General features: G+C 68.4%; 12 protein-coding genes. 4 read left to right on the forward strand and 8 right to left on the reverse strand.

The window, feature by feature from the left end; all coding sequences use genetic code 11:
* Positions 1-77: 77 nt before the first annotated feature.
* From IP91_RS05310 to IP91_RS05330, 5 genes are all read right to left on the reverse strand, one after another.
* On the reverse strand, positions 78-1,292 hold the full coding sequence (locus tag IP91_RS05310; protein WP_158643086.1) for a PAS domain S-box protein: 1,215 nt from the start codon (positions 1,290-1,292) through the stop codon (positions 78-80).
* Between the two features lie 31 nt (positions 1,293-1,323).
* Positions 1,324-2,160 carry a substrate-binding periplasmic protein gene (locus tag IP91_RS05315; RefSeq protein ID WP_145647683.1) on the reverse strand — a complete coding sequence of 279 codons (837 nt, stop codon included), beginning with the start codon at positions 2,158-2,160 and terminating at the stop codon, positions 1,324-1,326.
* A 77-nt stretch (positions 2,161-2,237) separates the two neighbouring features.
* Positions 2,238-3,692 carry a Ppx/GppA phosphatase family protein gene (locus IP91_RS05320; RefSeq protein WP_145648038.1) on the reverse strand — a complete coding sequence of 485 codons (1,455 nt, stop codon included), beginning with the start codon at positions 3,690-3,692 and terminating at the stop codon, positions 2,238-2,240.
* Positions 3,693-3,839: 147 nt separating this feature from the next.
* Positions 3,840-5,051, reverse strand: coding sequence for a GGDEF domain-containing protein (locus IP91_RS05325; protein WP_145647684.1), 1,212 nt, complete (start codon positions 5,049-5,051; stop codon positions 3,840-3,842).
* Position 5,052: 1 nt separating this feature from the next.
* On the reverse strand, positions 5,053-5,328 hold the full coding sequence (locus IP91_RS05330) for a hypothetical protein (RefSeq protein WP_145647685.1): 276 nt from the start codon (positions 5,326-5,328) through the stop codon (positions 5,053-5,055).
* A gap of 190 nt (positions 5,329-5,518) precedes the next feature.
* Between IP91_RS05330 and IP91_RS05335 the strand changes: the two genes are divergently transcribed.
* A complete protein-coding gene (locus tag IP91_RS05335; RefSeq protein ID WP_145647686.1) occupies positions 5,519-6,289 on the forward strand; it encodes a spermine/spermidine synthase domain-containing protein in 771 nt (256 codons plus the stop codon).
* Positions 6,290-6,442: 153 nt separating this feature from the next.
* Positions 6,443-9,346 carry a bifunctional diguanylate cyclase/phosphodiesterase gene (locus tag IP91_RS05340; RefSeq protein WP_145647687.1) on the forward strand — a complete coding sequence of 968 codons (2,904 nt, stop codon included), beginning with the start codon at positions 6,443-6,445 and terminating at the stop codon, positions 9,344-9,346.
* A 10-nt stretch (positions 9,347-9,356) separates the two neighbouring features.
* Here IP91_RS05340 and IP91_RS05345 read toward each other — a convergent pair whose 3' ends face one another.
* Positions 9,357-9,845 carry an acyl-CoA thioesterase gene (locus IP91_RS05345; RefSeq protein ID WP_371860587.1) on the reverse strand — a complete coding sequence of 163 codons (489 nt, stop codon included), beginning with the start codon at positions 9,843-9,845 and terminating at the stop codon, positions 9,357-9,359.
* A gap of 97 nt (positions 9,846-9,942) precedes the next feature.
* Here IP91_RS05345 and IP91_RS05350 point away from each other — a divergent pair, with 97 nt between their 5' ends.
* Together IP91_RS05350 and IP91_RS05355 are read left to right on the forward strand one after the other, a co-directional pair.
* Complete coding sequence (locus IP91_RS05350; protein ID WP_229473899.1) at positions 9,943-11,277, forward strand: M16 family metallopeptidase; 1,335 nt, start codon at positions 9,943-9,945, stop codon at positions 11,275-11,277.
* Entirely contained in the window at positions 11,277-12,680 is a 1,404-nt protein-coding gene (locus tag IP91_RS05355; RefSeq protein WP_145647688.1) for a M16 family metallopeptidase, read from the forward strand. Before IP91_RS05350 ends, IP91_RS05355 begins: the two co-directional genes overlap by 1 nt.
* Positions 12,681-12,984: 304 nt before the next feature.
* On the opposite strand, the gene IP91_RS05360 is transcribed toward IP91_RS05355, so the two are convergent.
* Positions 12,985-13,344: a hypothetical protein gene (locus tag IP91_RS05360; protein WP_145647689.1), complete on the reverse strand. Its 360-nt coding sequence runs from the start codon at positions 13,342-13,344 to the stop codon at positions 12,985-12,987.
* A gap of 102 nt (positions 13,345-13,446) precedes the next feature.
* Positions 13,447-13,569 carry a hypothetical protein gene (locus IP91_RS26615; protein WP_259772439.1) on the reverse strand — a complete coding sequence of 41 codons (123 nt, stop codon included), beginning with the start codon at positions 13,567-13,569 and terminating at the stop codon, positions 13,447-13,449.
* Positions 13,570-13,715 lie beyond the last annotated feature (146 nt).

Consider the following 13,715-nt stretch of genomic DNA (forward strand, 5'->3'; position numbering starts at 1 on the left):
TACCATTTCAGGAAAAAGATCACCAACGCTTACACTTCCTGGGCCACATCAAATCGGTGGCGCGCAGGTGGCACTCCTCAGGTTTCATGCCGGTCGATGCCATCGCCGCTGCGTCGTTCGTGGCCGGCGACTGCACGGATGAAAGCGCAGAAGGCCACGTCGTCGCCACCGAGGTCGATGCGCGTGATGGCCAGCTCGATGGGCAGTGCGCTCCCGTCCGCGCGCCTCGCCGCCACTTCGATGCGCCGGTCCGGTGGTGCGCCGGTCCCCGCCGCCGCCAGGTAGCCCGCCATGCCGGCGGCCCCACCGCCCTGCCCGCGCGGGCCGATGACCAGCATGTCGAGCGGCTGCCCCAGCACCGTCTCGCGGGCATGGCCGAAAATCGCTTCGGCCTGCCGGTTCCAGCCCACGATGCGGCCGGCGCCATCGAGCGTCACGACCGCGTCGAGCGCCGTATCGACGATCGCCAGCAGCTTCGTCTCGCTGTCGCGCGCCACCTGCACGGCCTGCTTCAATGCGGCCGTGCGGGCGTCGATCTTCTGCTCCAGGTCGCCATTCAGTTCGCGCAGTTCGCGTTCGGCATCGCGCAGCCGCATCAGCGTGTCGCGGAAGCTGCGCACGGCCGCGGACAGCCGCCCCACCTGGTCGGCCCGGCCGATGCCGGACAGCGCGATATTGGTGCGCCCCTGGCTGAGCTCCTCGAGCGCGTGCTGGATGTCGGCAAACGGCCGCGCCACCTTGCGCGCCACGCTGAAGATCGCACCCACGATCGTCAGCGCCAGCAGCAGGTTGACGGCCAGTGCATGCCGCAGCTGGCGGCGCAGCTCCTCGTCCGCTTCGCGCCGCGAATACGCGAGGTCCAGCGCGCCCACCAGGTAGCGGCGCGCGCCATCCTGGAAGCTGATCTCGCGGTGCACGGCGATCGCATCATGCGCTCCGCCCCGGCCGGCAGCGGCGGCCGTGAAACCCGCCAGTTCGGCACCGTTCGGCGCGCGCACGCGCAGGTCCAGCACTTCCGGCGTGCCGCGCATGGCCTCGACCACGCTGGTGATCGCCGCGCCGTTGATGTCGAACAGGGGGCGGGCCAGCGCCTGCGTCAGCACCGTTGCCAGGCGCTCGGAGCGCTCCTGCAGCTGCCGTTCGGCGCTGGCATGCAGGGTCAGCACCGCGTAGGTGGTGTAGGCAGCCGTGGACAGCAGCACGGCCAGGAACACGGAGACGGCCAGCCGCAGCACGATGTCGCGCCGCCACATGTCGAGCAGGCGGCGCAGCGGCTCGCTGGCTGGTTTCATGCGCTGGCGCCCATCGGGTCGTATGCGCCGGTTACCGGTGCTGCTGGTCGCGCACGGACGCCGGCACGTCGCGCTGTTCCAGCCTGCGATAGGCGGCGCCATTGCGCTCGGCCTCGATGGCATCCCACACGCGCCGCGCCAGCTCGGGACGACGCCCCACCAGCTGGTGCGAGAGAATGAGAAAGTACGGTTTCTCGATCAGCGGCACCGGCAGCGCCTCGATCTGCGCGCCATACGGCCCGGCCAGCAGAGTGCGCGCATCGCTGCCACCCACGGCCGCCGCCGCGACCCGGCCAGCCAGCAGCTTGCGCACCAGCTCCTCGGCACGCTGGCTGCCTTCGTCCACCCGCACGTTCAAGCCGCGCAGCACCGCCGTCACCGAATAGCCCAGCTGCGCACCGATGGCACCATCCACGTTGCGCAGCGTCTTGCCGTCCCAATCGACGGTGCTGCCCTTGCGGCGCAGCAGCACGTAGCGGTCGACATGCATGCGCTTGGCCGCGTCCGGCGTGGCACCGCCCGGATATTCGCCGATCTCGCGGCGGTCGGCCACGAAGCTGACGGCAAATGCGCCATCGACCGCATTCGCCTTCAGCTGGGCGAGGCAGCGCTTCCACGGCATGCCCTGGAAGTCGAAACGGAGGTGTTCGCGCTCGGCCACCAGCCGCAGCAGGTCGAAGTTCAGGCCATGGCCGTCCTCGGTGCGCCAGGGCCGGACGTCGGTGCGTTCGAAGCACAGGGCCAGCGCGGGCCGGTCGTCCGGAGGGGGAGCGGCAATGCCTTGCGAAGCGAAAGTACCGCAGGCCGCGCTGCAGCAGAGCAGCACCGCCCGCCGGGTCCGTCCCCACCTGTCGCTTCGCGTCGCCATCGCCGCCTCCACGCCGCGCCCGTGCGGCCAGCGTCTTAGTGTAAGCAAATTCCGCGCGGCAGGCAAAACCGCTATGGTCAGGGCGTCGTGCGCAGCCCCAGGTCCACGCCCACTTCGTCCCAGTGCTCCTGCTCCTTCTCGATCCAGTAGGACAGCGTGGGATGGCCGCTCACCAGCCCGCGCGGCAGCTCCAGCTCGATGCGGTTCTTCATGCGCAGCTTCGGTTGCGCTTCCGCCACGGTGATGCGGGCGTGCATGAACACGACGGCCAGCCGCAAGGCCACCACGGCGCGCGCCACGTCGGCATCCGGCAGGAATTCGGCCACCTTGCGCAGGTTGCCTTTCTGCGCCAGCACCAGGCGGCTCATGGTGCGCTGGTCGCGCGTGGTAAATCCCGGCAGGTCGGCGTTTTCCACCATGTAGGCGGCATGCTTGTGGTGGCCCGTCTGCGAGATCGCCTGCCCCACTTCATGCAGCAGCGCGCTCCAGTACAGCACCCGCGCCATCGGCTCCGCGCCCGGCTTGAGCTGCTCGAACAGGGCCAGCGCATCGTCCGCCACGCGGCCGGCACGGGCTTCGTCCACGTGGAACTTGCGGGCGAAATCGCGCACCGACTGGTCGCGGCGGTCGCGCCGCATGCCGCGCAGGTACAGGTCCCACATCACGCCGATGCGCAGCCCCGCCTCGATCGGCTGCAGTTCCTCGACGCCCAGTTCGTGCATCACGCCGATCAGGATGGCCAGCCCGCCGATGACGGTCGAGGCGCGGTCCGGCCGCAGGCCCGGCAGGTCGATGCGGCTGACGTGGCCGAGCGCGATGAAACGGTCCTTCAGCGCGTGCAGGCTGGCCGGCGTGACGCCGCGGCCCAGGCCGTTCTTCTCGATCACCTCGGCGATCGCGCGGATCGTGCCGGACGAGCCGTAGGCGCGCTTCCAGTGCTGCGGCTGGTAGGGCGGCGCGCCGTCCTCGAAATGGCTGCGCGCGGACAGGATGGCCGCTTCGAACGAGGCGGCATCCACCGCACCGTTGATGAAGAACGACAGGCTCTGCTTCACGCTGCCCACGCTGAACGACTCCACGCGCTCGATGTCCACGCCGCGGCCCAGGATCAGCTCCGTGGAACCGCCGCCGATATCGACGACCAGGCGCCGTTCCTGCGGCTGGCCCAGCGCGTTCGCCACCCCCATGTAGATCAGCCGCCCCTCTTCCTCGCCGGAGATGATCTCGATCGGATAGCCGATCGCCGCCTCGCACTGCGGCAGGAAGGTGGCGATATTGCGCGCCTGCCGCATCGTGGACGTGGCCACCACGCGCACCGCCTCGAACTGGTAGGCCGACAGCGCGATGCGGAAGTTGCGCAGGCAGGCCAGCGCGCGCGCCATGGCCTCCTCCGTCAGGTTGCCGGCCGCATCCAGCCCGGCCGCCAGCCGGATCGGCTCGCGCATGCTCTTCAATACCTTGATCGTGTCGCCACCGTGCCGGCCGATCGACAGGCGGAAACTGTTCGACCCGAGGTCGACCGCTGCATACATGGTGGATTCCATTTATATCGTTTATATAGAAAATCCTACCACATTAGACCGGCTTCGTGACAGAGTGATGACAGCCGTGCAATGGCCGGGCTGCCGCAGGGGCATGGGAGGGAACCGGGCCAGTGGCGCGCTGGCCCTGCCGGACAGTCAGGCGACGTGCCCTGCCCCGGCATCGGCGGCCGGATCGGCCAGCGGCTCGGCAGCGGCAGGCGCCGCGGCCACCTGGTTGCGGCCGCGCAGCTTGGCGGCCTGCAGCGCCTCGTCGGCGCGCTTGAAGAGGCTGACGCTCGAATCGTCCGGACGGATCGTCGTCACGCCCAGGCTGGCCGTGAGCGTGATGACGGCGCGCTCCACCTTCACCGGCATCGAAGCGATCGACTGCCGGATGCGCTCGGCGACGGTCACCGCATCGGCCAGCGACGTGCGCGGCAGCTGGATCGCGAACTCGGCACCGCCCAGGCGGCCCATCAGGTCGCTGTCGCGCAGCTGGCGGCGGCAGGCGGCCACCATCGCCTGCAGCACCTTGTCGCCAATCGCGTGGCCGTAGTCGTCGTTGACGCGCTTGAACTGGTCCAGGTTCAGGATCACCAGCGCGGTCGGCTGGCCGGGGCGGCGTGCCAGGGCCAGCCAGGGCGCCAGCGCCTGGTAGAAGCCGCGCCGGTTCGGCACCTCCGTCAGCGCGTCCAGCACTTCCAGGCGGGCCTGTTCGTGCGCCAGCGCTTCGCGCGCCAGCAGCAGGTAGCCGGCGCTGCCGGCCATCATCATCAGGTAGAACGCGGCATAGCCCACGGCCTGCAGCTCGGCCGGGCCGACGCCGGGCCAGCCCTGCGGCAGCAGCAAGGCCAGCACGCCGCGCGCGCCGATGGCCAGCGCCAGCACGCCCGTGGCCACGGCCACGAAGCGGCGCAGCATGCTGGCGGCGGCCCAGTCCAGCACCAGGGCCAGGCTGCCGGCCAGGTAGAACAGCGCCACGATCAGCGAACCGGCGGCCACCCGCACGCCGGCCTCCACGTCCAGCACTGCGCAGGCCAGCCAGCCGGCACCGGCAACCGCCAGCAGCGGCAGCACGACGCGGCGCCAGTGCCGGCGGCCCGCCAGCTCCCACAGCGCGCCCGCATCGAGTGCCACGCCGGCGAACAGCACCAGGTTGGCCAGCGGACCGGCCAGCAGTTCGGGAATCGCGCCGCGGAAGTACAGCAGCAGCCAGGCCACGGCCTGGCACTGGCGGGCCAGCGTGAAGGTGGCCAGCGCGGCGCGGCGGCGGCTGTCGGCTTCCGTGCCGGCGGCGGCGAAGAACAGCGCGGCGCACAGCGCCAGGTTGCCCAGTGCGAGGGTGAGGACGAGCGTGCGCGCGTCCACGTCAGATCTCGTGTTCGACGTTGGTGGTGCCGTCGCCGATCTTGGAGGCCCAGGCCTGCGCGAAGATGGCCTTTTCGTCCTCGGTCGGCGGCTCGTGCCAGAACACGATCAGCGTGCCCTTGTGGTCATGCAGCTGGCTGAACTTCTGGATGAACCAGGTCTTGCCCGCCGCGTCGGCCAGCGCCGCGGCATAGCCATAGACCCGGTTCAGGCGCTCGAGGCGGTCCGGCTCCGTGAAGCTGTTGGTCGCGGTGATGGTCGGATGATCCAGAAACATGCAGAGTCCTTGCTGTAAGCTCCGGGGCCATGCACGGCCCCCTCGAAGGCAATGTACCGACAAAACGAATGCCTGTAAATGCAGCGCCAGCGGTACACTGGCGCCGTCGTCGCACGCGCGCTGCCGGCAGCGGCGATGCACCCTCCCGGCGGGCCCGTGAGCTTAGCAGAACCCATAACAAGCTGTCACTATGTCTTCCATCATCGACAACCCTTCGTCCCAGCCCCTCGTCAGCCGCAGCCGGCGGCGCCTGACGCTGGAATTCGTGCCGGGCGAGGTGCAGAGCGCGATGGACCTGGACGATCCGCACCGCCTGGTACTCGCCTATGCGCGCGCGATGATGTGCTTCACGCTGTTCAAGCCCCGTCCCGCCCATATCGTGATGGTGGGCCTGGGCGGCGGCTCGATGGCCAAGTTCTGCCACCGCTACCTGCCGGGGGCGCGGATCACCGTGCTGGAACTGTCGGCCGAAGTGATCGCCCTGCGCGAGCGCTTCGCCGTGCCGCCGGACAGCGAACGGTTCCGCGTCATCCACGTCGACGCGGCGCGCCACATGCCGCGGCTTGCCGGCAGCGCGGACGTGCTGCTGGTCGATGGCTTCGATGCCTCCGGCCTGCCGCCGGCGCTGGGCAGCGCGCGCTTCTATGCCGACTGCCGCCGCGCCCTGCGGCCCGATGGCCTGCTGGTGGCGAACGTGTTCAGCTACGACCCGCACTACCACGTCATCAAGCGCCGCCTGCGCCAGGCCTTTGCGGACGAGGTCTGCCAGTTCCACGGCATCGCCGGCAACAACCACATCCTGTTCGCGCTGAGCCGGGACGATGCCGGCGGCCGGCCCAGCCGTGCCGCGCGCCTCGTCCAGCGCGTCCGGCAGACGGGTGCGCTATGGCCCGGCCTGGCGTTCTGCAACCGCCTGCTGGCACGCTGGGTGGTGCACCGGCTGCGCACGTCGCAAGATTGACAGGACGACCATCTGCAGCACAAAGTTGCTGTCAATAAACAACAGATGATTCCACCAAGATATGTTCCCATCGGAAATTTCTTGGTTTTGTGACACACTGGCGGGCGCCCCGGCGCCCCCGCGCTCCCACGCACGTTCACTTCATGGAGACATATGGCAGGCAGGTTTTCCTCGGTATCGCGTGCGGCGGCGGGCACGCTGGCGGCCGGCCTGTGTGTCACGGGTGCCCTGTTCCTCGCCGTCGGCGCGCTGGAATACGGCAAGATGGCGCAGGGCTTCAGCCAGCGCGCCAACGTGCGCGTGGCCGCCATCCGCCGCGGCCTGGACGATGCCGTCGAAGTCCTGACCGTTACCAACGGGCTGCTGCGCACGATGCCGGACGTGACGCAGCACCAGTTCCGCGACTTCACCGGCCCGCTGCTGCGCCGCTACCCCTTCGTGATGTCGTTCGCGCAGCAGCGCGTGCTCACCCATGCGGACCGGCTGGCGCTGGAAGCGCGCATGCGCCGCGACCATCCCGACTTCGTGGTAACCGAGCGCAACGGCCGCTCGCTGGTGCCTGCCGCGCAGCGCGACCGGTACGTGGTCGCGGACCTGATGATGCCCGAATACCACGGCAAGGGCGCCGGCCTGGACGTGTGGCCGCTGCCCGCCACGCGCTTCACCGTGGAGCGCATGCTGCGCACCGGCCGGCCCGCCGCCACGCCGCTGGTCAGCGTGACGTCGACCAGCCAGCGCGACACGTTCCTGATGCTGATGCCTTTTTACCGCCCCGGCATGCCCACCGAAACGGCGGCGGAACGCCAGGCCGCGTGGCAGGGCCAGACGGTGGCCCTGATCCGCGCGCCGCACCTGGTGCATACCATCCTCCAGTATGGCGGCCTGCTGGACGACCCGAACCTGACGCTGCGCGTGTACACCGGTGAGCGCATCGGGAACGCCCACCTGGTCTACACCGCCGGCGCCGAGAACCCCGCCCCGGATCCCTGGTCCGCGCTGCCGCGCTGGATCTCCCCCACCCGCCGCGAACAGCTGACCACCAGCTTCGATGTGCTGGGCCAGACCTGGCACGTGCACGCCGAGGCGCTGCCGCGCACCTTCCTGGCCGACCATGCGGGCTCGCTGATCGCACTGATCGGCGGCCTGCTGTTCAGCCTCATGGCGGCGGCGCTGGTGCACACGCTGGAGCAGCGCTCGCGCCGCGTGCAGTGGCTGGTGGACGAGCGCACGGCCGACCTGCGCCGCAGCAACGACCGGCTGAACGACGACGTGGCGGCCAGGAAGCGCACCGAACGCGCGCTGCAGGAAAGCGAACACCGTTTCCGCCGGCTGCTGGCCCTGTCCTCCGACTGGTACTGGGAACAGGACGTGCACTTCCGCTTCACCAGCATCACCGGCGGCTTCTTCGACATGGCGAAAGTGCCGCGCGACCGCTACATCGGCCGTACACGCCTGCAGGCGCACCCCGAGATGGAAGGCACCCGGGCCGGCCGCGAGCACCTGGCCCTGCTGGAAGCGCGCCTGCCCTACTTCAACATGGAACACGAGATCCGGGGCGACGACGGCGTCACGCGCTGGTTCCAGTCCACCGGCGAACCGGTGTACGACGCGCACGGCGAATTCCGCGGCTACCGCGGCACCGGCAGCGAAATCACGGAACGCAAGCTGGCCGAGCAGCGCATCCGCCACATCGCCCACCACGACACGCTGACGGAACTGCCGAACCGCATGCTGCTGCAGGACCGGCTGGCCCAGGCGGTGGCCTACGCCAACCGCAGCGGCAAGCAGATGTGGGTGCTGCTGATCGACCTGGACCGCTTCAAGTTCGTCAACGACAGCATGGGCCACAAGGCCGGCGACGTGCTGCTGCAGACGGTGGCCACGCGCCTGCGCGCGGCCGTGCGCGAGACCGACACGGTGGCGCGCCTGTCCGGCGACGAGTTCGTGGCGATCCTGGCCGAGCACCAGGACGAGACGCTGGCGCCGGACGTGGTCACCCGCGTGATGCAGGCGCTGGCGCAGCCGACCACGCTGGAAGGCAAGGAGTTCTTCGTCACCTGCAGCATCGGCGTGGCCGTCTACCCGGGCGACGGCTCCCCTGCCCAGCACCTGATCGAACATGCCGACATCGCCATGTACTCGGCCAAGAAGCTGGGCCGCAACTGCTGGCGCTTCTACGAAAGCACGATGAACGACGAGGCCCAGGAACGCCTGCGCATCGAAACGGCGCTGCGCAGCGCGCTCGAACGCGACGAATTCGTGCTGCACTACCAGCCGCAGGTGGACCTGGCAAGCGGCCGCATCGTGGGCATGGAGGCGCTGCTGCGCTGGCAGCACCCGGAACTGGGCATGGTGCCGCCGCAGCGCTTCATCGGCCTGGCGGAGGAAACGGGCCTGATCGTGCCGATCGGCGCGTGGGTGATGCGCACCGCCTGCGCGCAGGCCAAGGCCTGGCACGACGCGGCGCGCGATCATGGAATAGGCGCGGGCACGGGTGCAGGATGGCCGGGCGCCCCTATCGCGCCGCTGCGCGTGGCCGTCAATCTCTCGGCGCGCCAGTTCACCCAGCCGGACCTGGTGGACGACGTGGCGCGCGTGCTGGCCGAGACGGGCCTGCCGCCGGCCTCGCTGGAACTGGAGCTGACGGAAAGCCTGTTCGTGGACGACGTGGCACGCGCCGTGGACCTGCTGCACCAGCTGAAGGCGCTGGGCGTGGCGCTGTCGATCGACGACTTCGGCACGGGCTACTCCAGCCTGTCCTACCTGCGCACCTTCCCGATCGACGTGCTGAAGATCGACCGCTCCTTCGTCAACGACATCGCCAGCGACGGCGACGATGCGGCCATCGTCGTGTCCATCATCGCGCTGGCCCACAACCTGAAGCTGCGCGTGATTGCCGAAGGGGTCGAAACGGCCGCCCAGCTCGACTTCCTGCGCGAGCACGGCTGCGACGAGATGCAGGGCTACCACTTCAGCCGTCCCCTGCCCGTCGCCGAGTTCGAACGGCTGCTGCGCGCCGCCACCGCGCTCGAGCCGCTGCCGCTGCTGCGCGCGTGACCTGGTTTCTTTACTGCCCTTTATTCCCCTTCGCCCCATGCAGGGCCAGCCGCGCCGCCTTCCTGGCCTGCGCCTGCTCGCAGCGCGCAATCTGCTCGGCCGTCTCCGGCACCAGCGGCGGCACGGCGACCGGCTTGCGGTCCTTGTCCACCGCCACCATCGTGAAGTAGCAGCTGTTCGCATGGCGCACCAGCCGCTGCTGGATGTTCTCCGTCACCACGCGGATGCCCACCTCCATCGACGTGCGGCCCGTGTAGTTGACGGAGGCGAGGAAGGTGACCAGCTCGCCGACATGGATCGGCTGCAGGAACATCACCTGGTCCACCGACAGCGTCACCACATAGCTGCCCGAGTAGCGGCTGGCGCAGGCGTAGGCCACGCTGTCGAGGAACTTCAGGATCGTGCCGCCGTGGACGTTGCCGGAGAAGTTCGCCATGTCCGGGGTCATCAGAACGGTCATCGTCAGCTCGTGGGCCGACCAGTGCATTGCGCTGTCCATCGTTGCTTCCATGTGGGGAGTGTTCTATGCATTCTAATGGCAATATCGTATGCTTGCGCATCAAAAACTTCCGGCTCATCACATGGAGGAGCACAGCATGAGATCCAAGACAGGGGTGGCGCGGCAGGTGGCCGCGGCCATGGCGGGCCTGGCGCTGGCCGCGTCCGCGCAGGCCGCTTTCACGGCCGACCAGGTGCAGTCGTTCACGCTGGCCAACGGCATGAAGTTCATCGTCCTGGAAAGCAGCACGATCCCGAACGCGAACATGTACACGTTCTGGAAGGTGGGCTCGCGCAACGAGGCGCCCGGCACCACCGGCCTGTCCCACTTCTTCGAACACATGATGTTCAACGGCTCGAAGAACTACGGCCCGAAGATGTTCGACCGCACGATGGAAGCATCCGGCGGCAGCAACAACGCCTACACGAACAGCGACGTGACGGTCTACCAGGACTGGTTCCCCGCCGCGTCGCTGGAGACCATCTTCAGGCTGGAAAGCGACCGCATCGCGCACCTGACGATCGATCCGAAGATGGTCGAGAGCGAGCGCGGCGTGGTGCTGTCCGAGCGCAGCACGGGCCTGGAGAACTCGAATGTGCGCATGCTGCAGGAAGACCTGAACAGCGTCGCCTATTCCGCCCATCCGTATTCGTGGCCCGTGATCGGCTTCGAGTCCGACATCAAGGCGTGGACCCAGCAGGACCTCGTCAACTACTTCCGCACCTACTACGCGCCGAACAACGCGGTGTCCGTGATCGTCGGCGACGTCAAGGCCGCGCAGGTGAAGGCGCTGGCGACGAAATACTTCGGCGCGATCCCGAAGCGCGCCATGCCGCCGGCCGTGAAGACCGTGGAGCCGGAACAGAAAGGCGAACGCCGGCTGTTCGTGGAGAAGACGTCGGCCACCTCGGCCAACCTGATGGTGGCGTACAAGGTGCCGCGCCTGGACAGCCCGGACCACTACGCGCTGGACGTGCTGCAAAGCCTGCTCACCGAGGGCAAGACCTCGCGGCTGTACAAGGCGCTGGTGGAAACGGGGCTGGCCACGTCGGTCGGCACGGATGCCACGGATGGCTTCGATCCGGGCCTGCTGTACGTGTTCGCCGTGGCTGCCAATGGCGTCGATGGGGCGAAGGTGGAGACGGCCCTGCTGGCGGAGATCGACAATGTGGTGCAGCACGGCGTGAAGGCCGAGGAACTGCAGGCCGTGAAGAACAAGAAGCTCGTCAACCTGTACCGGCTGCAGGAGACCATCAACGGCAAGGCCCAGCAGCTGGGCAACTACGAGGTGTTCTTCGGCGACTGGCGCAAGCTGTTCGCCGCGCCGGCCGACTACGAAAAGCTCACCGCTGCGGAGATCCAGGCCGTGGCCGCCCGCTACCTGAAAAAATCGCAGCGCACGATCGGCACGCTGGCCGCGAAGGAACAATGATGACACCGTCCTCCATGAAGTACCCGTTGCTGGCTGCCGCCCTCTTTGCCGCGACCGGCGCCAGCGCCGCCGCGGCATTCAAGCTGCCGCAGTTCGAGACCGTGAAGCTGCCGAACGGGCTGACCGTGCTGCTGATGGAGCGCCATGAAGTGCCGCTCGTGGCCGTGCGCGCGGTGGTGAAAGCGGGCGCCGTCGACGATGGCAGCCGCGCCGGCCTGGCCAACCTGACGGGCGACGCGATCCTGCTGGGCAGCGAGAAGCACAGCAAGGCCGCCATCGACGAGGCGTTCGACTTCCGCGGCGCGATGCTGGCCGGCGGCAGCGGCACCGAGCAGACGACGGTGCAGGCCAACTTCGCGAAGGCCGATACCGACACGCTGCTGCCGCTGTTTGCCGAGATCGTCCAGCAGCCCGGCTTCGATGCGGCCGAACTGGACAAGCTGCGCACCCGCAAGGTGAGCGGCCTGAAACAGGCCAAGGAAAGCCCGCGCCAGGTCGCCGGCCTGTATTACCGCAGCATGCTGTTCGGCGACGCGCCGTATGCCAATCCGCCGGTCGGCACCGTCGGCACCCTGTCCGCGCTGAAGCAGGCGGACGTGCGGGAATTCCACCGCACCCACTTCCGGCCGGACAATGCGGCCATCGTGGTGGTCGGCGACTTCGATCCGGCCGCGATGCGGCAGAAGATCGAGGCGCTGTTCGGCCAGTGGCGCGCGGCGGGTGCAGCACCGCAGCGCGCCGACTACGGCAGGCCGCAGGCCGGCACGGCGCGCGTCTGGCTGGTCGACAAGCCCGATGCGATCGAGACCACGTTCACGATCGGCGGCGCCGGCATCGCCCGCAACGATCCGGACTACGTGCCGCTGCAGGTGGTGAACACGGTGCTGGGCGGGCGCTTCACGTCCTGGCTGAACGACGAGCTGCGGGTGAACTCGGGCCTGACCTACGGCGCGAACAGCGGCTTCGCGCCGATGGCGCAGGCGGGCACCTTCGCGATCTCCAGCTTCACCGCGCTGCCGAAGACGGAGGCGGCGCTGGACCTGGCGCTGAAGACCTACGACCGCCTGTGGAGCCGCGGCATCGACCAGGCCACGCTCGACTCCGCGAAGGCCTACGTGAAGGGCCAGTTCCCGCCCCGCTTCGAAACGGGCGAGCAGCTGGCCAGCCTGCTGGGCGACATGTTCGCCCTCGGCGTGGGCCGCGACCAGATCGACAACTTCACGCGCGACGTGGACGGCCTGACGCCGGCCAAGGCAAAGCAGCTGGTGGACCGGCATTTCCCGCGCAAGAACCTGCAGATGCTGCTGATCGGGAAAGCGTCCGACATCAAGCCGATCGCGGCGAAGTACGGGGAGGTGACGGAGCTGGAGATCGCGGCCGACGGGTTCCGGCCGGTGAAGTAAACGCCTGCTTGTACGCTGGCCGCACCGCAGCCGGGGCGCATGCTCGCACCGCTGGCCGCAGCGCGACCGGGGTCTGACCCACAGCGCCGGCGGCGCAGATCCCGGTCGTTAACGTCACCGCGGGTCTGACCCCAGCTTTTGCCGGCGCATCGACAGCGCTAGCAAACAGCTGGGGTCAGACCCGCGGCAATGTCGGCAATGCCGGCGAAGGTCCCGGGCGCCGTGGGTCAGACCCCGGCGCCGGCGACCGAGTCAACGGTCCACGTGATCCCCGGCGTCAAGAACTGGGCGCCGGCGACCAAATTCAGATCCCCTGCGCCTCGATATCGGCCAGCGTCTCCAGCCCCTTCGGCGTCACGGCATAGCCGCCCTCGACCGGCACGATATGGGACTTCTTGCCCAGGAAGGCCGCCACTTCGCCATCGAGCTTTGCGGCGGGATCGGTGGTGAGCGCGCGCATGCCGATGATGCAGCGGCGCAGGAAGAGTTTTTCCTTGCCCTTGTCGGTCAGCGTCATCTGCCCGTTGCGGGCGATGGAGAGCATCTTCAGGCCGGACAGGCGCTTCGTGTTGCGGGCGACGCAGGCGCTGGGGCGGCCCGTGATGCCGCGCCGGACTTCGTCGAGCGCGTTGAATTCGTCGGTACTGAGTTTTTCGTCTTTCATTGCTGTTCCATGGTGGCGATTGCGGCCATCATGGTACGCGCCCGCACCCGCCCCGGCAAGGACGGTGCTTTGCAACGGCCGGGGGCAGGCTTACTTGCAGGCTTACTTGAAGGCTTTCAGCGTCAGCAGCAGCAGGCCCAGGCCGGCAACGATGCCGGCCCACGTGAAGCGCATGCGGTCGACGCGGCGGCCCAGGTAGATCTTGTTGTGTAATGAATTGCCCATCTCGCGCTCCCGCTCTTCAATAGTTGATTGTTCAATTATAAAAATAGTTCGGTGACGGGCACGTGACACACGCCACATAAACAACACTTTGTATCCCACGGACAACACTCAGGCACCATTATTTTATGGTCATCAATGCGGCGCGG

Source organism: Pseudoduganella lurida (assembly GCF_007830455.1).
Taxonomy (GTDB): Bacteria; Pseudomonadota; Gammaproteobacteria; order Burkholderiales; family Burkholderiaceae_D; genus Rugamonas; species Rugamonas lurida.